The sequence below is a fragment of the Methylorubrum thiocyanatum genome, assembly GCA_014138645.1.
In the GTDB taxonomy this organism is placed as follows: domain Bacteria; phylum Pseudomonadota; class Alphaproteobacteria; order Rhizobiales; family Beijerinckiaceae; genus Methylobacterium; species Methylobacterium thiocyanatum.
In genome coordinates this window covers 251,085-270,930 of the sequence record JACJIB010000007.1, presented here as the reverse complement: position 1 = coordinate 270,930, position 19,846 = coordinate 251,085, and the positions used below count along the sequence as shown (strand labels likewise).

Here is a 19,846-nt window from a genome sequence, read left to right as displayed (position 1 = left end):
GGGGGCCGTGAAGGGAGACACGCATGCGCATCCTCGTCGTCGAGGACGACACCATCCTGTCGGACGGGCTCCGGGCTGGCTTGGGCCTGGGCGGGGCGACGGTCGATTGCGTCGCGACCTGCGCCGACGCCGAGGCGGCGCTGGCGACGAGCGCGTTCTCGGCCATCGTGCTCGACCTGATGCTGCCCGACGGCTCCGGCCTCGACGTGCTGCGGGGGCTTCGCCGTCGGAACGACCGGACGCCGGTCGTCCTGCTGACGGCCCGGGACGCCGTGGCCGACCGGATCGCCGGGCTCGACGGTGGCGCCGACGACTACCTCGGCAAGCCCTTCGACCTCGACGAGCTCTCCGCCCGCATCCGCGCCGTTGTCCGGAGGGCCTCGGGTCGGGCAGCGGCGATCCTGGAGCACGGCTGCATCCGGCTCGATCCCGGTAGCCTCGCCGTCACCGTCGACGGTGTGCCGGTCGCCATCTCCCGGCGCGAGGTGATGGTTCTGGCGGCCCTCATGGAACGACCTGACGTGCTTCGGTCCAAAGCCGAGCTGGAGGAGCGGCTCTACGGCTGGCAGGAGGAGGTCGAGAGCAACGCGGTCGAGGTCCATGTGCACAACCTGCGCGCCAAGATCGGCAAGCACGCCATTGAGACGGTCCGAGGCCTCGGATACCGGATGAGGGCACCCGCATGAGGTCGCTCCGCGTCAGGCTTTTCGCCATCCTCGTGCTGGCCACCGGCCTGATCTGGCTCAGCGCGGTCGCCTGGATCTACCTCGGCTCGAAGCGCGAGGTGGAACAGGTCCTCGACAACCGCCTGCAGGAAGCTGCCCGCATGGTCAGCTCCCTGGTGGGCGCGGTCGGCGGCACGGACCCTAACGGGGGGGGCCGAACCTTCCCGGCCCCGACGGCCTACGAGCGGCAGCTTTCCTGCCAGATCTGGTCGCTCGACGGACGCATGGTCGCACGGTCGACCGGGGCCCCGGAGCGGCGTCTGACCGACGCACCGGCGGGCTTCTCGCAACGCGAGGTCGACGGCGAGACCTGGCGGGTGTTCACCGTGGAGGATGCCGAGAGGGGCGTGCGGGTCATGGTCGGTGACCGTCTCGGCCTACGCGAGCGCCTCGTCACCGACCTCATCATGGGCCTGGTCACGCCCGCCATCCTGATGGTGCCGTTGCTCGGCATGCTGATCTGGGCGAGCCTCGGGCGGGGCTTGCGTCCCTTGCGGCTGATGGCGCGGGACCTCGCAGGTCGCGACGCGGACGACATGAGCGCCATCGACGCGAGCCGCGCACCCGCTGAGGTGCGGCCCCTGGCCGACGCTCTCAACGGGCTATTCCTCAAGGTCGAATCCGCACGCCGGCACGAACGGGAGGTGACCGCCTTCGCCGCGCACGAGCTGCGAACACCGCTCGCTGGCCTCAAGGTCCAGGCCCAGGTCGCCATGGTTGCCACCGACCCGGACGTGGCGAAGGCGGCTTTGCGCCAGATCCTGGCAGCCGTCGACCGGACAACGCGCCTCGTCCGCCAGTTGCTCGACGCCGCCCGGCTCGACGCCGCGGGGGAAAGACCCTCCCTAGCGGAGGTCGACGTCGGCGCACTGGTAACGGAGACCGTGGAAGGTATGGGGACGCCCCCCGGGGTTCGAACCCAGATCGACCCGGGCTTGCGCGGCTATATCCTGCGGGCTGACCCGGAGGGCTTGCGCCTCGCCGTCCGGAATTTGCACGAGAACGCCGTGCAGCACATGGAGACCGGCACGGTGGCTTGGGGCGCGCGGCCGGATGGTGGGGGCATCGTCGTTCGCGACGAGGGACCGGGCATTCCGGAGGACGAGTTGCCCCACGTCACGACACGGTTCTTCCGGGGGCGCCACAAGAGCGCGACGGGTAGCGGCCTCGGCCTCGCCATCGCCGAGATGGCGTCCCGCCGAAGTGGCCTCAGCCTTCGCCTGCGCAACCGAACTGATCGCCCGGGGCTTGAGGCTGAGATCGCCGCGGGCTGAGACCGGTCAGCCAAGATCGGGGCAGAAGATGTCCTTGAGGGTCGCCAGCACCCGCGCGGCCCTGGGGTCCTCCAGCCGGTAGTGGATGGTCTGGCTCTCGCGCCGGAAGGCGACCAACCCGTCCTCGCGCAGCTTGGCGAGGTGCTGCGACAGGGCCGATTGGCTGAGCTCGACCTCCCCGGCGAGGCTAGTCACGTCCATCTCGCCGCGGGCGACCAGCAGGCACAGGATCAGCAACCGCTTCTCGCTGGCGAGGAGACGCAGCAGGCGGGCCGCGTCGGCCGCCTTGTCCTGCAGGCGCATCAGGTCGGTCGGCGTGACGGCGTCCATCGGTCGATGTTCCAGTATGTCAGAATTACCTTATTTAGGTAATTCTAATATGAAGTCACCAGCTGCGCGCACTTCCTTGTCACCCTTCTTCGGCTTCGCCCGGAAGGCCATCGCGGCTCACCGGTGCCGCCTTGCTACCGTTGTTCCCGAAGAGGCCAGACAGAGCCACCACGGGGGTGATTTGAGCCGGTAGTAACAAATAAGGACCGCCTTAGCGATGGCGGCCCTTATTTACTCTAAGTTGCCGCAGTGCGGAACTTTGGTGTTCGAAGTCAGATCACTGGCTCGACTATCAACAGCTACGCGTCAGCACGGGCAGCAGCGACAAGGCGCTGATGTTGGTGATCTTGTTCGCAGGGTTCACGGCACGCGCTGCATCCGCCCGACCAGTGAGGCCATGAGTACCTTTACGATGTCCGCTTCCCGCGTCGTAGCGGACGACGAAGGCCGCGGTGTGGAGGGGCCGCTATGGGTCAGAAGCTCGTACATCGATTGCAGAGGGGACCCAACTGGCTACCTCGGCCTGAACCAGTCCGGCGGTCTCTCGGCGCGCCTGGGATCGGCCGGCAAGGCGAGCACCGAGGTCGCCGCGCAGACCGTCCTGACGCTGGCCGTCGACGGTCGGCACGGTCGTCTACGGCGCCGGCAAGCCGGTGACCACGTTCACGACGACCGGCGGGCAGCCCTTCCTCGTCAATCAGGGCGACGTCGTCACCCTCGTGGCCCCCTCGACGTAGGACGCCGCCCTGGCCGATCAGATCGGCTACATCGCCCTCCAGTGAAGGCGGTCGCGCCGTCCTGGATCGACTTCCGGGACGGCCAAAATCGGTTTGAACTTTCGTTACAGTGTGCCACTGCGGCGTTATCCGGTGCGGAGGTAACGGGGCGGCAAGGCATGCATACGAACACTTCGCCCTGAGAGCGCTGTATTCGAGGGCGTACAAACGGGACCGGCAAAAGCGGCTATCACAGGGGCCAGGGACTTCGGTAACCACATCCCCACGAGGAGGCTGGACAGGGGACTCGGGATCCCGATCTCCTGAGCGTGCCGCTGCCCGAGGAGGTCACCCCGATGCCGTCTTACCATACCAATGCCAGCCAGGTGGCCGAGAGCTTCGACAGCGTCCTGACGACCGGCGCCCTGGGCCTGGGCAGCGTCCTTATCGCGCAGCGGCTGGAGCTCAACGCCGCCTACAACGAGGCCGCCTACATCCGTCGGCAGGCTGCGGTCGTCCGGGCCCGGCGCGTCGCGGCCGCCGTCGCCGCCGAGGTCCGTGCCGGTGACGACCGGCTCCGGGACGCGATCTTGCGGAAGGCAATCGCCGCCAAGCGCACGCGGGGCTAACTCGGGCGCAGCACGGGTCAGGATGTGTGCGGCGGGAAAGAGTCAACTGAAAACAAGCAAGTCAGACAGTTATCTACAGAATTTCTTGGGGCGCGAAAAAGCCCGCCCTGGTCGCCCGGGGCAGGCTTCGTGTTGCCGGCGATGGCGCGATCAGGCGGCCTTGGGCAGGTCCTCGACAATCAGGTCGTCGAGGACCTGCTTGAAATGGCGGTTCTTGAAATCGTCCGCGTCCATCTCCTGCTGCGCCTCGGCGGCCGCGGCTGCGGCGCGGGCCGCCTCGATGGCGCGGAACTCCGCAGGCGTCGGGGGCCGCGGCAGGGAGGGCAGCAGCCGCTCGCCGAGGAGATGCCGGCCGATGGTGGCGGGGTCGTTCTGCGACAACGCCACTTGTTGATCGACGGTCAGGGTGTCGAGGTATGCCCGCGCAGCGTCGTCGAGGACCCCGGCCGAGGCCTGGGGCTCGCCCGCCATATGGAGCATCGCGGCGCGGCCCCACTGCTCCGCCGGGGACGGCTCCTGCTCGACGGGCGCCGTCAGCTCGTGCGCGAGCTCGGCCTCGGCCTCGCCGACGGGATCGGGCGGCGTCAGAGCCGTGCGGACGAGGCGCGAGACGAACTTGCCGCCCTCCCAGACCGTGACCCAGGTGAAGCGCCCGGCGGCGGCGAGCGCCCGGACGATGGCTGCTAGAAGCTGCATTGAATTCTCCCTCCGTGGACTGACGCCTCGATAGTGCCGCGTGGCGACGCATACGACACGCGCCGCCCTCGGTACGTCACGCTAGCCCGAGGGCGACGGCCTCCTCGTACGTGACGGCACGCAGCCATACGCATCGGGCGGTCGCCCGCACGCAGGCAGCCACGTACTCCTCCCCGGCCCAGTCGTTGACCGACTCCGCCTCGTAGCCGTGGCCGGCAGGGACGGGGAACCGGTAGAGCGTCTCCGTCAGCCCGACGCGGGCGCAGCGCCGTCGCCACGCACGCCGGGCCGCCCCCGCGGGATCGATTCGGTCCTCGGCCGCCGCGGCGCTGATCTCCTCGACGGTGCTGTCCTCGCCGACGGCGTAGGCCCGCTGGGGGCTGCTGGACCGCGCCCCTGCGACCGCGACGACGGTCCCGGGGGCGAGCTCGTAGCGAGCCCGGTCGTCGCCGTCGGCCTTCTCCACAGGACAAAAGCGCGCACCCAGCGACAGGCTATCCTTAAACATGACGGCCTCGAAGGCCTGCTCCCAGGCGGGGAGAGCAAGGACTGCGGCCCCGATCCTTGAAGGATCGCGCATTCCGTCCTTCGATCGCCGACAAGCATTAATCGTGTAATCCTTCGAAGCTCGAAGCATCTGCCTTGGGAACGATTTGCACGCAGAAGGGCATCGTGCGTGCAAATTGTCCCCAATGCCGAATTGGACTTGACGATTCCAATTGAAGCTGGAACGCTATAAAGCGTCAATAGCTTCAGGGGGGGGCGTCGGTGACGGCGGAGGAAGTGCGGGCGCTGCTACGGCAGCGCGTGGATATGGAGGGGAGCGCGCTGGCGTGGTCGCGCCGCCATGGCGTCAGCACGGCCTACGTCCTGGATGCCCTGGCGGGGCGCCGCGGGCCGGGTCCGGCGATCCTGGAGGCGCTCGGCGTCGAGAAGGCCGACGCGACGTACCGGTTCAAGGAGGCGGCCCATGGCTAAGCCCTCCCACCCGGCCGCGTCCTACCGCGCCGCTCGCAAGGCCGCCGCGAAGGCGCTGGCCAAGGTCAACAAGGTCTCCGGCGCGCCGAGCCGCCAGGTCGCCCGCGACGTCGAGCGATTCGAGGCAATGCGCCGCGTCAGCCGCGCCGTCGCCCGCGGGGAGGCGTCCCATGGATAAGTGGACGAACGGGCTCCGGGACCTCGATCCCGTGCAGACGCGCAAGCGCCTCGCCGACCTGATTTTCGAATGCCACTACGTCGCGGACGGCCTGGAGATCGCGCAGGGCGAGGGCCTGCGGGACCACGTCACGATAACGAAGCTCCGATTGGAGAAGGTGGCCAAGGAGGAGATCACCCGGCTCAGCGGCATGCTCGCCGAGTACCGCAGCGGTCCGCCGGTCGCGGAGCCGCCCAAGGCCGCCGATCCCGCCCCGGCGCCCCCGCCGCGGGTCACGTCGCCCTACGACGCCTTCGCCGCCGCCCGCGCCCGGGCCGAGGCCAAGGCCGCGGCGGAGGCCGAACCGGCGCCCGCCTCCGCCGCCTCGACCCGGCCGCAGATGCCGATCCGCGGCGCGCGGCTTCCGCGCCTCACCCCGGGGAGGCCGGCATGACGCTGACGGAACGCCAAGCACGACAGCGGCTCGCCAAGGCCGTCGAGGCAGCCGGCTCGCAGCAGGCCATCGCCCGGCAGCTCCCCCTCACGCGTGGAGCGGCCCAGACGGCCGTCAGCAATGGCCTCCTCGGACGGCAGGCGATCCATCCCGCCGTGTTGGCCTACCTCGGCCTGCGCCGCGATCCCAAGACTGGCGCCATCCACGACGATGCCGCGCCGCGCTCGACCTTCAAGTTCCTCGCCGTCCAGGCCTCCGGCGAGGCCGGCGTGGCTGCGGCGGTCGCCCTCGTCGCCGCCACTCTCGGGAGGGATGCGTGAGCGACATCAACGCCATCCGCGAGGCCTACCGCCTCGGATACGAGCGCGGGACTTACGACAGCGGCGGAAGCCCCGTTGACGGCCCCCACTTCGCCTACGTCGAGGCCGCTGACCTGCAGCGCTGGCTCGGCGAGGAGCGGTGGCATGCCGAGCTCGCGCGGTTCCTCGGTCGCCCGCCGGCCGAGACGCCCGAGCCTGACGTCAGGGCCCGGTTCACCTCCGACGACCCCGACGAGATCCCGTTCTGAGAGCCTCCGTCGACGCGCCAGGCGACGGTGGCGCAGCCCTTCCATTCTCGCCCCCTCAATCGCAGGTGACCGCCATGCAGATCGCCCTGTCCTCCATCCGTCCCGGCCATCATCCCGACGCCCCGGCCGGCGTCGTCAACGTGCGCAAGACCGGGCGCGACGCCGGCCTCGACGCGCTCGCGGCGTCCATCGACGCCCTGGGTCTGATCCAGCCCCTCGTCGTCGTCCCGGGCGGCGACGGGTACCACTACGTCGTAGACGGCAACCGGCGACACGCCGCCCTCGAAGGCCTCGTCGCGGCCGGGCATCTCGCGTCGAACAGCGAGGTGCCGGTCACCGCGCGCGACGTCGACACCGCCCGGGAGGCCGGGCTCGCCGCCAACGTCAACCAGTCGCCGATGCACGAGGCCGACCAGGTCGAGGCCTACGCCGAGCTCCGGCGCGCCGGCATGAAGGAGAAGGACGTCGCGGCCCGGTTCGGGCAGCCGGTCGCGCAGGTGCGGAAGCTGCTGGCCCTGGGTGGCGTCAGTCCCGCGGTGCTCGACGCTTGGCGTTCGGGCAAGGTCCGGATCGAGGATGTTCGCACGTTCACGCTGGCCCCGTCCCATGCCGACCAGGATCGCGTGCTGGCAGCTGTCCTCAAGGACGGCCGCACTTGGTCGATCCGGGAGAAGCTCGGCGTCGACGGTTCCGTCGGGCACCTGCTCTCCTACGTCGGCGCCAAAGCCTACAAGGCCGCGGGCGGGACGGTCGTCGAGGACCTGTTCGGCGGCAGCGACGTCGTCAGCGACCGCGCGCTGCTAAAGCGCCTCGTCGACGAGCGTCTGGACGCCGAGTGCGAGCGCCGCGCCAAGGAGGGCTGGGGCTGGGTCGCGAAGGAAGCGGACATCGCGTACGAATGGAGCTGGAGCTGGCCGCGCCTGAAGGACGGCCAACGCGCGTTCTCGGCTGAGGAGCAGGCCCGGTACGACGAGCTCCAGGCCTATCTCGGTGCCGACGACGACAACGCGACCGACGAGGCCATCGCGGCCGCGCACGCCGAGATCGACGCCATCGAGGCCGCTGCCCGCATCCCCCTCGGTGCGGAGGATCGCGCCCGGTCCGGCCTGGTCGTCATGCTGGGCCGCGACGGCAAGATCGCCGTCCAGCAGTACGTCGTCCGCCCCAAGGACGCCCCGGCGAAGCCCGAGCCGGCTGCCGCGGCCGAGCCCGAGGGCAGCGGCCTTCCCAACGCCCTGGTCGAGAGGCTGTGCGATACCGCGACCGCGGCCGTCCAGGCCACGCTGGGCTCGTCACCGACCGCCGGCCTCGTCGCGCTTCTGGCCGGGGCCCTGACGGCGGACGCCTACGCGGCGCCCATGAAGCTCCGCCTCGAAGGTGTCGGCGGTGCGCAGGCCGCGCTGCGGGACAAGGAGGCCTTCGCGTCCCTGGTCGCCCGCCTGTCAGCCATGTCGGTCGACGAGCTCCTGGTCGTCGCGGCCGGCGTCGCCGCCCGGGGCGTCCAGACGCTCTACCGCGAGCACGGCTCCAAGCCACGGCCGCCGTCGGAGCGTCCGTCCGTCCAGGCGCTGATGGGACTGCCTGACCCGTCCGTCCTGCAGGCCGAGCTTCGCGAGCGGTTCGACGGCGAGGCGTTCTTCAAGAGCGCGCCCAAGGCGGTGGCGGTCGCCATCGTGGGCGAGGTCCTCGGCGAGGCCGAGGGGCGCCGCGCCGCCGGCATGAAGAAGGGCGACCTGGTGGCCTACGCGGTCGCCTCGGTCCTGCCGATGGGCTGGCTCCCGGTCGAGCTCCGGCACCCCGGCTACGACGGCCCGGGATCGGCGCGGCCCGCGGAGCAGTCTCTCGCCGCCGCGGCCTGACGGCTTCGTCGCGCGCCAGGCGGCAGTGGCGCACCCGATTCCTCCCCCTCCACCCCGGTTTCCCCAGGAGCGCCAACGTGCGCCAGCACCCCCAGATAATCCCGGCCGTCACGATTGCCCTCGACCGGGATGCTGAACTGCATTCGGACAAGGCACCCGTTGAGCGCGCTGTCGAGGTCATCGAATGCCTCGCAGGACGTGGCTTCGAGATCGTGCCGAAGCCTCTGCCGGGCTCGACCGCCCATGATCGCGTGGAGTTCGCGCGCCGCACCGGCTGCTGGGACGGCGTCAGCGACAAGGACTACATGGCCTGGGCGCGGTCGCTCGTGCCGGGCGCATTCGTCATCCGGACCGTCGAGGAGCTGACGACCGAGAACAAGGAGGCCTGGTCCGCTTCCGTCGAGGGGCTTTACCGCGGTCATCCGGTTCGCCTCGAACCCGGCCGGCTGGAGCCCACCGAGACGGAGAAGGCCGCCCGTTGGGCCGGGCGGTTAATCGGCGAGATCCTCGACGACGGCTGGGACCGCGAGGAGCAGGCGGGCATCGACGCGGCCGCGAAGGATGCCCTGGCGCGGCTCAAGCGCGACCGCGGCCGGATGGCGTTCGAGGACATCGACCGGAACCCGCCTGCCGCCGCAAGCCATGCCGACTACCTCATATCGACGTGGGTCCGCGGGCTGGGCGAGGCGGTCGAGTGGTGCGAGGCGCGGCTCCTGCCGCGCAGGCTCGTGCTGACCACCCGGCTGCGGCGTGTGCCGTCAGCCGACCAGATCACGGACCTCGGCTGCAGGCTCGACCTCGTCCGCGAGCTCCGGGGTGTCGTCGGCGTCGACCGCACCGGCTTCGACCGCCAGGACCTGTCGGTGGAGATCCGCTTCGACTTCTACATCAGCACCATCGGCGTCGAGTATACGCCGCTCGACCTGCCGGTCCGCCCGGCGAAGGCGGCCGCCTGATGCGCGCGCTCCTCGCCACCATAGCCGGAGGCCCCGGGCGGGTCTCCACCTCGGCGGCCGCGCTCGTCGCCGTCGGGGCCATCCTCGGCGGGCACTGGATGGCGCTGCTCGCCGCCCTCTGGACGGTCCTCCTCGCCGGGTCCGCGTTCGCCGTCGCGTTCATGGGCCTGGCCATCGGCGCCGCTATGGCCGGCGTCCTTGAATCCCCGCCGTCGCGCACGGCCGATCTCCGGGAGGCCAACCGTGGCTAAGGACACCAACATCGCCGACACCCTTTTCGACGGCGCGGCGACCTGGGCGACCCTTTCGCCCGAGCAGCAGGCACGCATCGGGGCGGTGGCCCTGGAACTCGCCGTCGCGGGTGCCATCGCCGAGTATCTCCCGGGACCGGCCGAGCGGGCTGGCGCCGAGGCCCAGCGTTTAGCGCTTAAGGCCCTGGAGTTCGTTGCCCTCAGCGTCGACGGCATAGGCCGGCAGTGGGTCGACGACGTGGGCGGAAAGCCGCGTATCCGCATCCCTTCCGTAATCGGCCGCGTCTGCGTGCCCTGCGGCTGCAGCCAGGAGGACCCCTGCCAGGAGGGCTGCGGCTGGCACGACGACGTGACGTGCACAGCCTGCGCCGGTTCCGGGGAGGTCGCCTATGGCTGACGCGACCGACCAGCCGACGATCTCGGACGAGCTCGGCGCCGTCTGGATAGCCGCCCGCTATGACGGCGGCGCCATGCCCGAGATCGCCTTCCGCGTCATCGACGCGACCCGGCCGGCGAAACGGCGCGCCCCGCCCCGGACGCCGACCGCCTTCGAGGACGCCTTATCCCGGGCTCGATCCCGGGGAACTCACCGCTGATAATCCGTTACATAGTATTTATCTCGCTTTACACCTAGAGAAAGCGAGATTTTTACTAACGAATGCTTGAATCAATCCATGGCCGCACGTATATGTCGGTCATGGGCAGGTACAGTCTCCCATGAGCAGCAGGAGCATCCTAATGAGCGCTTACACCGAGATCAGCCCCGCCGCCGTCTTCGCCGCCTTCGGGTGCGCCCGTGGCTCCTACCAGCGCGACCTTCTCAACGGCACCGAGGCTTGGTCCGGCTCGACGCTGACCGGCCGCGCCGCCCGCTACGGTGGCAAATACAGGACGAGCCGCGAGGAGCTCATCGCCCGCCTCGAAGCCCATCCCGAGCTCGCCGTCGAGGAGCGCCTCGCCCGCCGCCGAACCGTGGCCATCGTGACCCGCGAGGAGGCCGCGGCCGCCGGTGGCGCCTACGCCTTCATTGAGGCCGAGGCGGAGCGCCAGCGCGTCGAGCAGGAGCGCATCCAGGACGAGGCCCAGCGGATCGCCTTCCTGCAGCGCGTCGAGGAGTACCGCCTCGACATGGCCGCGCTGGCCGAGATCTGACGCCGCCGCCGGGGCACCGGCCTCTCGCGGGTCGCCTCACCGGGGCGCCCCGCCGGGGGCCGGACAGTCCACCCCCAGGGCCGGCAGAGCCGCCCGCTAGCCACAGGAGCATCCTCATGAACGCCCTCGTCACCACCACCGCCGCCGCCCCCGTCGACACGTCCAAGGCCCTGAACATCGCCTTCGACCGGCGCGACGCGGCCATCGTCCGCGCGCAGGACCTCACCTCTCAGGTCAAGGCGCGCCGCGCCGAGCTCGACGCCCTGGTGGCCGAGGCCCATGCCGCCGCCGACGCCGCCTGCGAGACGACGAAGGCGTGGGCCGAGGCGATGCGCGTTCACGCCCTCTCCGTCTAGAACGCCGCTTGGAAGCTGTGGTCGATGTACGACCCGCAGATGGACGATGCGGGCTGCGACGCGATCCTCGCCTTCGACCCGAACGCCGTCTGACCGAACCTCCGCCGGGGCACCCGCCCCGGCCTCTCGCGGGCCGCCTCATGGGGGCGTCCCGCCAGGGGCCGGATTCCTTCCCCCCTCGGGCCGGCAGAGCCGCCCGCCACCAACAGAAGCATCCTCGATGATTACTAAGATCCACGTCCTGAAGCGGGCCTTGGCCCGCCGCGAGCGCGAGGAGGTCTACGCCGCCTTCGCCCTGTCCCTGGCCGGCCAGAAGGCCATCCTGTTCCACGCCGAGCCCGTCGAGGTCATCGACCGCGCCTGGAAGCCGATCGCGGGAACGGGCCTGGAACTCGTCATCCGCGCCGCGACGTCGGACGATGCATACGACGCCTGGACGCGCCACGCCGAGGACGTCGGTGCCGTCGGCACGCATCGCGTCAAGCTGACGTACATGCAGCCCGCCACGGAGGAGCGGCTCGCCAGGGAGATGGAGAGCCTCAAGGACATCGACCTCGACAGGCTGGCCCTCATGGACGAGCTCGGCGACCTGTACGACGAGGATGTCGCTCTCGGTCTTGCTGTCCCCGGCGCTTTCTAAGGAGCCCCCACCATGATCGTCGCCAACATCCCGCAGCGCTACCGCATCCCCGCCGTCGAGGCCGTCCAGCACGCCCTTCGCGACGCCGTCACCGTCGAGGACGCCCGTGCCCGCGTCGCGTTCTTCGACCTGTCCACGGGCCGCCGCCGGCCCGCGTGGTACCGCGAGGAGTGCCCCGACGACGCCCACGGCGCCACGCTCGTCTCTGGCGCCGTCCTGGCCTGGGGCCGATTCGCGCCGTTCGAGCCGTGGGAGCTTTTCATCTGGCTCGACGCCGAGCGCGGCACGGTCCTTTGGAGGGAGAAGCTCTAATGTCGATGACGCCGCGCGACATGGTGGTCCTCGCGGGCCGGGCCCTGACGGGGACGGAGGACTGGGCCAAGCCGCTCGCCAGGGCGCTTGGGGCCCATCACCCGAACGGGCCCCGGGAGAGCATCGACCCGAGGTCGGTGTCCCGGTGGCGGACCGGTGTGATGGAAGTCCTGCCCTGGGCCCTGGAGGCGCTGCCGCTGATCCTCCGGGAACGCGCGGGCGTCCTCGACGAGGAGATTGCCCGCCTGGAGGAACGGGCCGACGAGATGTCGGAGGCGGCGATTGAGATCGAGCGCGAGCTTGAAGAACTGCAGGAACCGCCCGAACCGCCCGAACCGCGCCCATAGCCCCCGACGAGAACGGCCCCCGGTTCGCCGCCGGGGGCCCTTCTCGTTTCAGGCCTGTTCAGGCCTGCTTGGCCTTGCGCTGGCCGTCCTGGGCCTGCCCGAGGGCGACTTCCTCGGGCAGCGCCTCCGTCGCCTCCAGCCTCGCCAGGACCTCGGCGAACAGGGCCGGCCGGTACTGCCACCGGTCCACGCCGACGTCGCAGGACTGCCGGGTGTCCGGCAGGAGGCCATGCGTGTGGCCGTAGAAGTGGAGCGTGCCACGGAAGGCACCCGGCCAGGCCCGGAACGCGTAGTGGCAGAGGAACACGCGATGGTCGCCGATCTTCGTGTCGACGAAGCCCTCGTGCTGCGACGCCCAGGGCAGCGCGCGGCCGCGCGCTTCGTGGTTGCCGTGCACCAGCCGCTTGACGCCGTTGAGGCGGGAGAACACCCGTGCGGCATGCTCGGCGGTGCACTTGTAGGCGAAGTCGCCCAGGTGCCAGATCTCGTCCTTCGGGCCGACGGAGGCGTTCCACGCCTCAATCAGGTACTCGTCATGCTCGGCGACGGAGGCGAACGGGCGACCGCTCATACCCAGCACCTTCTGGTGCCCGAAGTGGTGGTCCGCGGTTAGGAACACGCGGGCGGGGGCGTTCGAAATCGTGGTCTTGGTCATGAAGGCAGCCTCCTCGAAAGGGGGGGCTGCGCGCGCGGCGTCACGCCCCCGGGGGTCTCGTCGGTTTGTCGGTGGGGGCTATTCGGCGTTTCACGGCGGACCTCGTCGCGGTTCGTGGGACCAGGGATCGCAGCTCCGGATTCCTCCGGTCAAGCGGGGTCGTGCGGCACGGTTAACGGAAAGCCTGGGCGGGGGTTTTTGTCACCTTCGTCCCCGGATGGCGGGGTGGAGACGAAGGTGCCACTTTCGGCCGCGGGAGGGCGGCGCCGGTAAAAATGTCATCCACCTGCTGGGGGGGGGGATGACATTTTTACGGAGCGGGCACGTCGCAGTCCGGAGGGCGTCGGCTCCCGAGGTCGGCGAACCTGGCACGGCACCAGGGGACGTATTGGTTCGGTCCCCGGCGACCCCACGCCTTCGGCCACCGGCACGCCACCAGCGCCAGCAGGACATCCTCCAGGCTCGTCCGGGGACCGAGGCGCGCGATCAGCCGCTCGGTGTCGTAGGAGCCCCGGCGCCGGGGGCGCCAGGGGCAGACGATGACGACCCGCCGGTACGGGAACGCCCCCAGGGTCCGCGGCGCCTCCATCCGTCCCTCCGTTGAACCGCCTCGCTCGTTCCCTATTTGTTCTCCATGGGGAGACGGTCAATGCCAAGCCTGGACGACATCGTGGCCGCGGCCGCCGGCGAGGAGCGGGACGCCCTCCGGCGAGCGATGGCGGAGGACATCGAGGCCCTCCGGTCCGGTGGGGGAGGGCCGGGATTCGTGCGGGCCGAGCGCCCGGCCGACCTGGCGAGGGCGCTCGGCCGGGATCGGCGGGCTCAGGCCCCGAGGCGTGCCCGTTCCTGATCGACCGCCTCCAGGATGGCCTTGACCCAGACCTGCATCCCCTCCGCCTTGAGTTCGAGGCGCTGCGAGTGGATGTAGTGCTTCAGGGTGATGGCGGAGGCGAGCTCGCGTTCCTCCTCGGCGCCGCCCTGCGCCTTCCGCCGCGCGTGGGCCAGGATGGCTGATCCCGCGCCGCCCAGCCGCTCCATGTCGAGGAAGGTCGGCAGCGTCCGCCGGACGTCGTGCGGGGTCCAGTGCCGGATGCCGTGGGCGGTCAGCAGGTCGTCCTCGGGCCGGAGCGTCACGCTGCCCTTCCGGGCCGCCTTGGTCTTTCCCTTCATGCGGTCTAGGAACTGCGTCATCCCGACGGCGGTCGTGCGCTTGCCCGGGACACGGCTCGGGAACAGGTAGACGCCCTCCCGGGGCGCGCCGATGCGGTCGAGCGCCGCCAGGGCCTCGGGCGGCACCGGCAGGGCGTGCGGCCGCGCGCGCTTCTTCTGGCCGTTGGCGTGCCCGGCCCCCTTCATCTCGGCGGCCGTCCAGGTCCAGATCCTCCAGCCGGGCCGCTCGGGCCAGTCCCGCGTCGTCGCCCGCAGCGTCCCGGTCAGGGCGGTGGCGCGCTGCCCGGTAAGGACGACGGCCCATAGCGCCGCGAGCATTCCGGGCCCGGTTTCCTTGGCGGTTCCCCCGAGCGCCTTGAACCTCTCGGCCAGGACGAGCGTCCGGGCGAGCTCCTCGATGGTGGGCGTATGATCGCGGGTTCCGGAAGCGTACTCGACGGTGAGCCGCTCCCGCCACCACGGGAACTCGACGTCTGCCAGGCCAGCCCGCGGGGCGTGGTGGCGCCAGGCCCAGTCGAGCGCGGCCTTGACCGCCTCGACGCTGTCGGCGGCCGCCGACAGCGTGTGGGCCTTCGTGACCCGGTCCCGCATCGCGACGAGGTCCTTGAGCTCGACCGCCGCGACGCGCCTCATGGCGAACCCGTCGTCCAGCGTCCGGCGCAGGTGGCGCTCGAACTGGACCCGCCACCTGTCCTTCAGGGTGGGGAGCTTCGTCTCCAGGAACAGGTCGACGAGGTCGCGCCACTCCCAAGGCCCGTACCGGCGCCGATCCTCGACGGACTGCTCGGGCGGGTCGTCGGGGTGGGGCTCGGTGAAGGCGACGTCCAGCGCGGTCTCCAGGTTGTGCCCCTTCGCGAACACCCCGGAGAAGCACATGAGCTCGACGTCGATCAGGCGCTTCGGCGTGCCCTTGAGATGCTCGGCCCGGACCTTGGCGGCGGCAACGCGCGCGGCGGCGACCGGCAGCGTGTCCATGTCGCCGAGCGTGGTCGATCCCGTCCGGCTCTTGAGGATGAACTTGCCGGAGCGGCGCCGGACCCGGAGGACGAGCCCCTGGCAGACGGTGTCGGCGAACTCCACGCCGGTCCCCTGCAGGGCGTCCTTGGCGACGAGCGCCTGCGCATGCTTGACGTGGCTCTGGGTGAGCCTCACCCGTTCCCGCGTGAACGTTTCCTTGCCTGCCATCGACGCGTCCGCCTCCGTACCACGGGCGTACCACGCTCGATATGGCGGGCCAGGGCAAGGCGTCAGTGTGCGTAGAGGCGGGAAAAAGCTATATGAATCAAGGCAAGGATTAATGGTCGACGTCGTCAGCCGCGGGTCACGAAAAGGGCCTTATCAGCTTCCCAAGCTGAATGTCGTCGGTTCGATCCCGATCGCCCGCTCCACCTAAACCGCTGAAGCGTCAGCCTCTTCAACGCTCTACCGCTGACCTCGCGTTCCCTATGGTCTGTTCAGGCGCCGTTCTTCACGCCTCGATGGGCGATGCGAAGCGTCGCCACCTTGCGTGATTTGCCGACTGCGCCGCGCGAGTAGCGCGCCGTAGTCGAAGCTTGTGTGTGAGCTGCTGCGGCTCGGGCATCGTCGAGATCGGCGCCCGCATCCTCGGCTTCCGTGATGGCACCGGCCCCCGCATCCATGTTCCAGACCGCATCCGGAATGCCGGCCGCACGTGCCACGACCCGCCACTCGCGACCGAAGGTGTCCCCGGCGGCGAGGCAGTAGGGATCAAGCGCAGGTCGTCACAGCCGAAAGGGCCAGCAAGTGCATAATAGTAGGCGGCACGGGCGAGATCGTCACGGCGCGGCGCGTTACGCTCGCGGCGCTTGGTATCGCTCCTGACCTGCGTCTCCGCGTGCAGGCGGTTTTCGGACCTCCTGAGCGACGGCAAGTTGTTGAGCATTGACTTGGACCTCCGTCGCCACGCCCCAAGCTCGTCACCCAGCGATGAAAGTCGAAATAGCCAAATCTGCCAGCTGGAGAAGTAAATTCCTGGCTTGAACCGGTCCTCAGCCTTGTGCCTTTCCCTGTGCGCCTAATTCGGACCGCAGTCGGCATGCTTTGGCCCGACGTCATGCCGCGGGTCCGAATTTAGCGCGAGGCACTCGTACCGTGGCAGGCTCCCACAGGCTGCCGGCCCTCGCAGGCCGTCTTCGGCTCGGCGTGGCCAAGGCGAGTGGTGGCCGCCGCGCTCGAAAGCACCAAGCCGACCGCAATAAGCAGGCGATAGAGAGGAAGACCGATCATCGTCGCGGCCAGGGCGGGGCGAAGTGGCGGGGTCAGCGCGGCTGTGGGGCGGGCACATGTATCGTGACCATCTGGCCGCGGATCGGATCAAAGACGGTGACGGTCATCGCGGGATTCCTGCGCCTGCCTGGGTTGGAGTGCCCAGCTAACGCTCGCATCCACGATGGTTTCCGCGCCCTGTTCGGACGCGGTTAGCCATCCGTTAAGGCTGATTCGCCAGGTCGTGCCGCTGCCTCACCAGGGCAGGAAGCGATCGAAAGTGGGCCGTCCCGCCAGCATGAAGGTGATGGCGCCGACGATCCCTGCGAGTGCTATAAAAACCTCTGCCCCGAACATGCTTTCCCCTCGGCCCGGCACGGGCGGGATGCGTCTAGAGCGGAGTTGAGGCGGGACCGCGACCCCGGGCGCGTCCTCATGGTCGCAGGGCGAGCGGCAGCGGCAAGAACCTCTCGCGCAGCTTAAGCCCTGCCCGTAGGCTGCGGGATGCTTCCTCCCCGCTGCGTCCACTACATCGGCTTCAAGGACGACCGCTACTGGAACGCCTTCCGGATCTGGGGCGGACCGGTGATGATCCATCGGCGCTGGGATCGCATCGCCAAGCACGACATTGGACCCGACGATGTGGCCATCTTCGCGGAAGGCGATGAGCACCAGCCGCTCGCGGACTACAACGCGACCGACATTGACGAGCGATGGCTATGACGAACATCATCCGCCCAAACTTCGGCGGTCGCGGTCGCGAAGCCGAGGCGCCCGCCTCGGCTGAGGCGCCGACTGAGCACCACCCGGTCCACGTTTATGGGACCGCCGCCGGCTACGTTGTGGCGTTGCTGGAGGATGCGGACGGGCCGGAGGGGCGAGCCTTCAAGGTGGTGGTCGGACTGGCTGCCGGGAACACGATCGAGGCCGTGGCGGTAATGCCGGCCACGGATGCAGGCCGTCTCGATGCGGACGCGGCAGCTATGGCTGTGCTGCGCGCGCTCGAGATCGTCGAGCAAAGCAGCCCGCTTGCCTCCGCATGAAAAGGCCCGTTAGGGCTGCACCTCAGCTCTCGTAGCGCCGCTCACCTCACACCAGCCACGGACCGTCAGTGCCTGATCCGGCAAAGCGTGATTTCCAATCCGTAGAGTGGCAAGGAGCCTGCAGTGCGGCCGAGGACAAACCCGTGAGCGAACAGGCGGCCCGAGATGGTCGGCGGGACGGAGATCCTCGTACGACGGCCGTCTTGATGCTCGGGGCGATCCGCGAGGCCAGCACTCATCTCGGCATGCTGCTCCGTCTGGCTCGAACGGAAATCCGCGGCAACCTGCGTGCGTTGGCAGCGCTTGTGGCGCTGTTCGGCGGGGCGCTCCTGCTGGTCCTTACCTCGCTGGTCCTTCTCCTGTTGGCCTTGAGGGACGCGCTGGCTGTGCTGATCGGCAGTGAGGCGTTGGCAGCTCTGATCGTTGCTCTGCCATTCGTCGTCATCGCAGCGATCCTGGTGCTCATGAGCCTCCAGAAGTTGAGCCTGCGGTCGCCAGAAGCTTGAGAGGTCCGCAGAGGTTGTTTAGCGGACCTTGACGCTGCGACTACGAGCAGACGTTCCGTTTTCGGACCTACCCAACCCATAAGCATCGCCCCAAAAACCGTCTCGGGAACGGACGGGTTTTTGAGTTATATTCGTAACGGTGTGACATCGCTCGTCACAGCGGTAACACGCTCAACCAACCTGCCGATCGTCCGTACCGACTTGGAAGGTTTGCGCCGTTCCCTTCCGTGTGCGCTTGGCGGCGTAAAGCGCAGCATCGGCCTGACGAAGGAGAACGTCGCGGTCCTGCGCGGCTGCGCTCGACCACGCGATGCCGATCGTTCCCGTTACGCGGGCGATGAGCCCCTGTCCGTCCACAACGATCTCAAGGTCGTGCAAGAGGCGCCGCACCTTCCGATCGAGTCCCACGCAATCAAGATCGGCAGACATCACAATTGCAAACTCGTCGCCCCCCAGCCGCGCCGGAACACACCCGTCGTTGCAGGAGGCGCGCAAGCGATCGGCGACACGGCGCAACACCGCGTCACCCGCGGCATGGCCGAGGACGTCGTTGACGCCCTTGAAGCCATCGAGGTCGATCAAAAGGACCGCCACGTCGCCGTCCGCGAGGCGCGCCTCCCGCAACCGTGCATCGAGCACACGGTGAAACTCGGCTCGGTTGGCCAATTGGGTCAGGTCGTCAGTGCAGGCTTGGTGGCGCAGTCGCTGCTCCAAGTCGTGTCGTTCCGTGATGTCCTGGATCAGACCGATGAGGGCAACGGGCTTGCCCTTAACCAACTCGATCTCGCAGGAGCATCGTACGCGCCGCGGGTTGCCTTTGGCGGTCACGAAGTCGGCGTCCATCTCAAAGGGCTCGCCTGTGTTCAGCGTGCGCATCACCGCGGCGACGAACCTGGTACGGTCGGGCTCAGGGAAGTAGTTCAAGACCTCGCTGTTCGGCACGCCGCTGCTGACAGGCCGTTCGTGGATGGCGAAGACGCCATCCGACCAAGCGGTCGACTGCTTCTCGATGTCGTACCGGTACGATCCCATGTCGGCCATGCGCTCGGCCTGCTTGAACTGGCGGCGTTCGCGCTCCAGCCGCTCGACGGCCAGACGACGCTCCTCAGCCGCTCCGGCAGCGCGAAGAGCGACGGCCCGAGCTTCGATCAAAGCCTCGGCGACGCAGGCCAACTCCTCCAAGACCTCCAAGTCGGTCGGCCTTGGCTCGCGCGGCTGCTCGTCGAGGACACAGAGCGTGCCGATCGTCACCCAGTCCCCATCGGCCTGCTGGATGCGAACCGGCACGCCCGCATAGTAGCGGATGTTCGGTGCGCCCGTGACAAACGGGCTTTCGGCGAAGCGAGGGTCGAGGCGAGCGTCCGCCACGGTGAGTGGAGCCTCGGTCTCGACCACGACAGGGCAAAACGCCTGAGCCCGCGGGGTCTGAGGTGCCAGAGGCCCGCAACGTGCCTTGAACCACTGTCGCTCCGGGGCGACCAGGGTGATTGAGGACATGCCGGTGCCAAGCATCCGTTGTGCGAGCTTTGCCAACACATCGAACTCGCGCTCGGGCGGCGTGTCGAGGAGGGCGATTTCAGCCAAGGCTTTTTGGCGGAGCGCCTCGCGCTTGTTGTTCGACACGTACCGCTCCGCCCTCACATGACCTCGCCGAGGCCAGAATGCGGTGCGCGCTTTACGACGCCTGGCTTAACCGCCCGTAGCGTGGCCGAGCATTCCATCGTCTCTGTGGAGCAGATCGGCGACCTCCGACCCTCCCGAGACGCTCGCCTCGCGTTCTTCGAACACCGGAGGGCGAACGACATCCGGGCCCGCATAGGGTCGAGAGCGGCGGCTCGCCTTCCTT

The 19,846-nt window shown here is 69.2% G+C and carries 29 protein-coding genes and 1 tRNA gene; 22 read left to right on the top strand and 8 right to left on the bottom strand.

The features are described from left to right. The first annotated feature begins 23 nt into the window (after positions 1 to 23). Positions 24 to 686: a response regulator gene (locus HNR51_RS20070; RefSeq protein WP_108939583.1), complete on the top strand. Its 663-nt coding sequence runs from the start codon at positions 24 to 26 to the stop codon at positions 684 to 686. Then, on the top strand, positions 683 to 1,999 hold the full coding sequence (locus HNR51_RS20065) for an ATP-binding protein (protein ID WP_108939582.1): 1,317 nt from the start codon (positions 683 to 685) through the stop codon (positions 1,997 to 1,999). The genes HNR51_RS20070 and HNR51_RS20065 overlap by 4 nt, the downstream gene beginning before the upstream one ends. A 6-nt stretch (positions 2,000 to 2,005) precedes the next feature. Here the strand turns inward: HNR51_RS20065 and HNR51_RS20060 are convergent, their stop codons facing one another. Next, positions 2,006 to 2,329 carry an ArsR/SmtB family transcription factor gene (locus HNR51_RS20060; protein WP_108939581.1) on the bottom strand — a complete coding sequence of 108 codons (324 nt, stop codon included), beginning with the start codon at positions 2,327 to 2,329 and terminating at the stop codon, positions 2,006 to 2,008. Positions 2,330 to 3,401: 1,072 nt separating this feature from the next. Between HNR51_RS20060 and HNR51_RS20055 the strand changes: the two genes are divergently transcribed. After that, positions 3,402 to 3,674, top strand: a complete 273-nt coding sequence (locus HNR51_RS20055; RefSeq protein WP_162940497.1) for a hypothetical protein — start codon at positions 3,402 to 3,404, stop codon at positions 3,672 to 3,674. A 150-nt stretch (positions 3,675 to 3,824) separates the two neighbouring features. Here the strand turns inward: HNR51_RS20055 and HNR51_RS20050 are convergent, their stop codons facing one another. Continuing rightward, positions 3,825 to 4,370, bottom strand: a complete 546-nt coding sequence (locus HNR51_RS20050) for a hypothetical protein (RefSeq protein WP_108939579.1) — start codon at positions 4,368 to 4,370, stop codon at positions 3,825 to 3,827. 76 nt (positions 4,371 to 4,446) lie between these two features. Beyond that, complete coding sequence (locus HNR51_RS20045; protein ID WP_162940496.1) at positions 4,447 to 4,878, bottom strand: hypothetical protein; 432 nt, start codon at positions 4,876 to 4,878, stop codon at positions 4,447 to 4,449. A 260-nt stretch (positions 4,879 to 5,138) separates the two neighbouring features. Here HNR51_RS20045 and HNR51_RS20040 point away from each other — a divergent pair, with 260 nt between their 5' ends. From HNR51_RS20040 to HNR51_RS19970, 15 genes are all read left to right on the top strand, one after another. Beyond that, entirely contained in the window at positions 5,139 to 5,348 is a 210-nt protein-coding gene (locus tag HNR51_RS20040) for a helix-turn-helix domain-containing protein (RefSeq protein ID WP_162940495.1), read from the top strand. After that, positions 5,341 to 5,526 carry a hypothetical protein gene (locus HNR51_RS20035; protein WP_108939577.1) on the top strand — a complete coding sequence of 62 codons (186 nt, stop codon included), beginning with the start codon at positions 5,341 to 5,343 and terminating at the stop codon, positions 5,524 to 5,526. Before HNR51_RS20040 ends, HNR51_RS20035 begins: the two co-directional genes overlap by 8 nt. Beyond that, on the top strand, positions 5,519 to 5,959 hold the full coding sequence (locus HNR51_RS20030; RefSeq protein WP_108939576.1) for a hypothetical protein: 441 nt from the start codon (positions 5,519 to 5,521) through the stop codon (positions 5,957 to 5,959). The genes HNR51_RS20035 and HNR51_RS20030 overlap by 8 nt, the downstream gene beginning before the upstream one ends. Next, positions 5,956 to 6,279, top strand: coding sequence for a hypothetical protein (locus HNR51_RS20025; RefSeq protein ID WP_108939575.1), 324 nt, complete (start codon positions 5,956 to 5,958; stop codon positions 6,277 to 6,279). Before HNR51_RS20030 ends, HNR51_RS20025 begins: the two co-directional genes overlap by 4 nt. Next, positions 6,276 to 6,527 (top strand): hypothetical protein, encoded by a 252-nt coding sequence (locus HNR51_RS20020; protein ID WP_108939574.1) that lies wholly within the window; start codon positions 6,276 to 6,278, stop codon positions 6,525 to 6,527. The genes HNR51_RS20025 and HNR51_RS20020 overlap by 4 nt, the downstream gene beginning before the upstream one ends. Positions 6,528 to 6,601: 74 nt before the next feature. Next, positions 6,602 to 8,386 (top strand): ParB/RepB/Spo0J family partition protein, encoded by a 1,785-nt coding sequence (locus tag HNR51_RS20015; protein ID WP_108939573.1) that lies wholly within the window; start codon positions 6,602 to 6,604, stop codon positions 8,384 to 8,386. Positions 8,387 to 8,463: 77 nt separating this feature from the next. Next, entirely contained in the window at positions 8,464 to 9,342 is an 879-nt protein-coding gene (locus tag HNR51_RS20010) for a hypothetical protein (RefSeq protein WP_108939572.1), read from the top strand. Beyond that, on the top strand, positions 9,342 to 9,593 hold the full coding sequence (locus HNR51_RS20005; RefSeq protein WP_108939571.1) for a hypothetical protein: 252 nt from the start codon (positions 9,342 to 9,344) through the stop codon (positions 9,591 to 9,593). Before HNR51_RS20010 ends, HNR51_RS20005 begins: the two co-directional genes overlap by 1 nt. Further along, positions 9,586 to 9,990: a hypothetical protein gene (locus HNR51_RS20000; RefSeq protein ID WP_108939570.1), complete on the top strand. Its 405-nt coding sequence runs from the start codon at positions 9,586 to 9,588 to the stop codon at positions 9,988 to 9,990. Before HNR51_RS20005 ends, HNR51_RS20000 begins: the two co-directional genes overlap by 8 nt. After that, a complete protein-coding gene (locus HNR51_RS19995) occupies positions 9,983 to 10,189 on the top strand; it encodes a hypothetical protein (RefSeq protein ID WP_108939569.1) in 207 nt (68 codons plus the stop codon). The genes HNR51_RS20000 and HNR51_RS19995 overlap by 8 nt, the downstream gene beginning before the upstream one ends. A 142-nt stretch (positions 10,190 to 10,331) precedes the next feature. Beyond that, on the top strand, positions 10,332 to 10,745 hold the full coding sequence (locus tag HNR51_RS19990) for a hypothetical protein (RefSeq protein ID WP_108939568.1): 414 nt from the start codon (positions 10,332 to 10,334) through the stop codon (positions 10,743 to 10,745). Between the two features lie 116 nt (positions 10,746 to 10,861). Beyond that, positions 10,862 to 11,101, top strand: coding sequence for a hypothetical protein (locus HNR51_RS19985; protein WP_108939567.1), 240 nt, complete (start codon positions 10,862 to 10,864; stop codon positions 11,099 to 11,101). 220 nt (positions 11,102 to 11,321) lie between these two features. Then, positions 11,322 to 11,741 (top strand): hypothetical protein, encoded by a 420-nt coding sequence (locus HNR51_RS19980; protein ID WP_162940494.1) that lies wholly within the window; start codon positions 11,322 to 11,324, stop codon positions 11,739 to 11,741. A 12-nt stretch (positions 11,742 to 11,753) separates the two neighbouring features. Then, entirely contained in the window at positions 11,754 to 12,053 is a 300-nt protein-coding gene (locus HNR51_RS19975) for a hypothetical protein (RefSeq protein WP_108939564.1), read from the top strand. Beyond that, complete coding sequence (locus HNR51_RS19970; RefSeq protein WP_182556143.1) at positions 12,053 to 12,400, top strand: hypothetical protein; 348 nt, start codon at positions 12,053 to 12,055, stop codon at positions 12,398 to 12,400. The genes HNR51_RS19975 and HNR51_RS19970 overlap by 1 nt, the downstream gene beginning before the upstream one ends. 58 nt (positions 12,401 to 12,458) lie before the next feature. Here HNR51_RS19970 and HNR51_RS19965 read toward each other — a convergent pair whose 3' ends face one another. The 3 genes from HNR51_RS19965 to HNR51_RS19955 all read right to left on the bottom strand — a co-directional run bounded on the left by HNR51_RS19965 (position 12,459) and on the right by HNR51_RS19955 (position 15,410). Beyond that, entirely contained in the window at positions 12,459 to 13,055 is a 597-nt protein-coding gene (locus HNR51_RS19965; RefSeq protein WP_108939563.1) for a metallophosphoesterase family protein, read from the bottom strand. Between the two features lie 310 nt (positions 13,056 to 13,365). Then, positions 13,366 to 13,644, bottom strand: a complete 279-nt coding sequence (locus tag HNR51_RS19960; RefSeq protein WP_108939562.1) for a hypothetical protein — start codon at positions 13,642 to 13,644, stop codon at positions 13,366 to 13,368. Between the two features lie 233 nt (positions 13,645 to 13,877). Beyond that, positions 13,878 to 15,410, bottom strand: a complete 1,533-nt coding sequence (locus tag HNR51_RS19955) for a site-specific integrase (protein WP_108939560.1) — start codon at positions 15,408 to 15,410, stop codon at positions 13,878 to 13,880. Positions 15,411 to 15,541: 131 nt separating this feature from the next. Here HNR51_RS19955 and HNR51_RS19950 point away from each other — a divergent pair. Beyond that, positions 15,542 to 15,613: transfer RNA gene (locus HNR51_RS19950), tRNA-Gly, on the top strand. Positions 15,614 to 15,679: 66 nt separating this feature from the next. On the opposite strand, the gene HNR51_RS19945 is transcribed toward HNR51_RS19950, so the two are convergent. Beyond that, the gene (locus tag HNR51_RS19945) at positions 15,680 to 15,904 is read right to left on the bottom strand and encodes a hypothetical protein (protein WP_239681433.1); all 225 of its coding nucleotides are present in this window, start codon (positions 15,902 to 15,904) and stop codon (positions 15,680 to 15,682) included. 1,051 nt (positions 15,905 to 16,955) lie between these two features. Here HNR51_RS19945 and HNR51_RS19940 point away from each other — a divergent pair. From HNR51_RS19940 to HNR51_RS19930, 3 genes are all read left to right on the top strand, one after another. Then, positions 16,956 to 17,174, top strand: a complete 219-nt coding sequence (locus HNR51_RS19940; RefSeq protein ID WP_063987173.1) for a hypothetical protein — start codon at positions 16,956 to 16,958, stop codon at positions 17,172 to 17,174. After that, complete coding sequence (locus HNR51_RS19935) at positions 17,171 to 17,494, top strand: hypothetical protein (RefSeq protein WP_012453481.1); 324 nt, start codon at positions 17,171 to 17,173, stop codon at positions 17,492 to 17,494. The genes HNR51_RS19940 and HNR51_RS19935 overlap by 4 nt, the downstream gene beginning before the upstream one ends. 206 nt (positions 17,495 to 17,700) lie before the next feature. Continuing rightward, a complete protein-coding gene (locus HNR51_RS19930; protein ID WP_012453480.1) occupies positions 17,701 to 18,000 on the top strand; it encodes a phage holin family protein in 300 nt (99 codons plus the stop codon). Between the two features lie 171 nt (positions 18,001 to 18,171). Here the strand turns inward: HNR51_RS19930 and HNR51_RS19925 are convergent, their stop codons facing one another. Continuing rightward, on the bottom strand, positions 18,172 to 19,623 hold the full coding sequence (locus tag HNR51_RS19925) for a diguanylate cyclase domain-containing protein (protein WP_182556142.1): 1,452 nt from the start codon (positions 19,621 to 19,623) through the stop codon (positions 18,172 to 18,174). Positions 19,624 to 19,846 lie beyond the last annotated feature (223 nt).

Coding starts and splice junctions, on each gene's coding strand:
- HNR51_RS20070 (WP_108939583.1), top strand. CDS start 24: ATGCGCATCCTCGTCGTCGAGGACGACACCATCCTGTCGGACGGGCTC.
- HNR51_RS20055 (WP_162940497.1), top strand. CDS start 3,402: ATGCCGTCTTACCATACCAATGCCAGCCAGGTGGCCGAGAGCTTCGAC.
- HNR51_RS20025 (WP_108939575.1), top strand. CDS start 5,956: ATGACGCTGACGGAACGCCAAGCACGACAGCGGCTCGCCAAGGCCGTC.
- HNR51_RS19940 (WP_063987173.1), top strand. CDS start 16,956: ATGCTTCCTCCCCGCTGCGTCCACTACATCGGCTTCAAGGACGACCGC.
- HNR51_RS20065 (WP_108939582.1), top strand. CDS start 683: ATGAGGTCGCTCCGCGTCAGGCTTTTCGCCATCCTCGTGCTGGCCACC.
- HNR51_RS19995 (WP_108939569.1), top strand. CDS start 9,983: ATGGCTGACGCGACCGACCAGCCGACGATCTCGGACGAGCTCGGCGCC.
- HNR51_RS19930 (WP_012453480.1), top strand. CDS start 17,701: ATGCTCGGGGCGATCCGCGAGGCCAGCACTCATCTCGGCATGCTGCTC.
- HNR51_RS20045 (WP_162940496.1), bottom strand. CDS start 4,878: ATGTTTAAGGATAGCCTGTCGCTGGGTGCGCGCTTTTGTCCTGTGGAG.
- HNR51_RS20005 (WP_108939571.1), top strand. CDS start 9,342: ATGCGCGCGCTCCTCGCCACCATAGCCGGAGGCCCCGGGCGGGTCTCC.
- HNR51_RS19990 (WP_108939568.1), top strand. CDS start 10,332: ATGAGCGCTTACACCGAGATCAGCCCCGCCGCCGTCTTCGCCGCCTTC.
- HNR51_RS19970 (WP_182556143.1), top strand. CDS start 12,053: ATGTCGATGACGCCGCGCGACATGGTGGTCCTCGCGGGCCGGGCCCTG.
- HNR51_RS19955 (WP_108939560.1), bottom strand. CDS start 15,410: ATGGCAGGCAAGGAAACGTTCACGCGGGAACGGGTGAGGCTCACCCAG.
- HNR51_RS19965 (WP_108939563.1), bottom strand. CDS start 13,055: ATGACCAAGACCACGATTTCGAACGCCCCCGCCCGCGTGTTCCTAACC.
- HNR51_RS19980 (WP_162940494.1), top strand. CDS start 11,322: ATGATTACTAAGATCCACGTCCTGAAGCGGGCCTTGGCCCGCCGCGAG.
- HNR51_RS19985 (WP_108939567.1), top strand. CDS start 10,862: ATGAACGCCCTCGTCACCACCACCGCCGCCGCCCCCGTCGACACGTCC.
- HNR51_RS19975 (WP_108939564.1), top strand. CDS start 11,754: ATGATCGTCGCCAACATCCCGCAGCGCTACCGCATCCCCGCCGTCGAG.
- HNR51_RS19960 (WP_108939562.1), bottom strand. CDS start 13,644: ATGGAGGCGCCGCGGACCCTGGGGGCGTTCCCGTACCGGCGGGTCGTC.
- HNR51_RS20030 (WP_108939576.1), top strand. CDS start 5,519: ATGGATAAGTGGACGAACGGGCTCCGGGACCTCGATCCCGTGCAGACG.
- HNR51_RS19935 (WP_012453481.1), top strand. CDS start 17,171: ATGACGAACATCATCCGCCCAAACTTCGGCGGTCGCGGTCGCGAAGCC.
- HNR51_RS20050 (WP_108939579.1), bottom strand. CDS start 4,370: ATGCAGCTTCTAGCAGCCATCGTCCGGGCGCTCGCCGCCGCCGGGCGC.
- HNR51_RS20015 (WP_108939573.1), top strand. CDS start 6,602: ATGCAGATCGCCCTGTCCTCCATCCGTCCCGGCCATCATCCCGACGCC.
- HNR51_RS20035 (WP_108939577.1), top strand. CDS start 5,341: ATGGCTAAGCCCTCCCACCCGGCCGCGTCCTACCGCGCCGCTCGCAAG.
- HNR51_RS20060 (WP_108939581.1), bottom strand. CDS start 2,329: ATGGACGCCGTCACGCCGACCGACCTGATGCGCCTGCAGGACAAGGCG.